At 59.3% G+C, this 589-nt stretch carries 2 protein-coding genes; both read right to left on the bottom strand.

The features are described from left to right. Positions 1 to 89: 89 nt before the first annotated feature. Positions 90 to 359: a hypothetical protein gene (locus EXE45_RS17485; protein ID WP_137695080.1), complete on the bottom strand. Its 270-nt coding sequence runs from the start codon at positions 357 to 359 to the stop codon at positions 90 to 92. A gap of 3 nt (positions 360 to 362) precedes the next feature. Then, on the bottom strand, positions 363 to 589 hold a 227-nt coding region (locus EXE45_RS19930; RefSeq protein WP_158294322.1), incomplete at its 5' end, for a hypothetical protein.

Below are 589 nucleotides of genomic sequence, written 5' to 3'. Positions count from 1 at the left end.
ATCACCCGCCTCGACATCGTTGAGCGCCTGTTCGATTGCGTCGCTGTCCGTCAGTTTCGTAGTGTCGTCAACAGTTTTCGTACTCATTGTTACTCGTTGATGTCCTCGTAGTCTTCTTCGGCGTTCTTCCGCCACTCCTCCTCGTCGTACTCTCCGACTTCGACGCCCGTAATCTGCGGAATTGCCAGCAGGGCCTCACGGATGCGTTCATGCGAGTCGTCGGAGTACATCATCCACAGATTCTCGTTCGGGTCAATCTGGACGACACCGTCATCGTCCACCTCACCGTCGATCCCAAACCCGATCGTTACGTCTTGTGGGTCGCCGTTGCTGTCGTATGTGACGCTGATTTCTCCCATCAGTTACTCCTTCATGCGGATGCTCACACGGACATCATCGCCCGTGGACAGGGCCAGTTCGTCGCGAACGTTGACGGGGACGCGGATGACCCCGTCCGTCGCGAGGGTGACGTGGAAGACGGCCGTGTTGACGTGGATCCAGTCGTCGCTGCGATCCACCACGTCGATCTTCACGGCGACGTGCGTCCCCCGCCCCGCCTGGTCATCGTTACAGCCGAGGCGTCGGCGGA

Origin of the sequence: Halorubrum sp. SP9, from assembly GCF_005435015.1 — an archaeon.
GTDB classification, from domain to species: domain Archaea; phylum Halobacteriota; class Halobacteria; order Halobacteriales; family Haloferacaceae; genus Halorubrum; species Halorubrum sodomense.
The sequence above is the reverse complement of the archived record's forward strand: the minus strand, read 5'-3'. Positions and strand labels throughout refer to the sequence as shown.

Excerpts from the sequence above, each read along its gene's own strand:
- EXE45_RS17485 (WP_137695080.1), bottom strand. The coding sequence starts at position 359 with ATGGGAGAAATCAGCGTCACATACGACAGCAACGGCGACCCACAAGAC.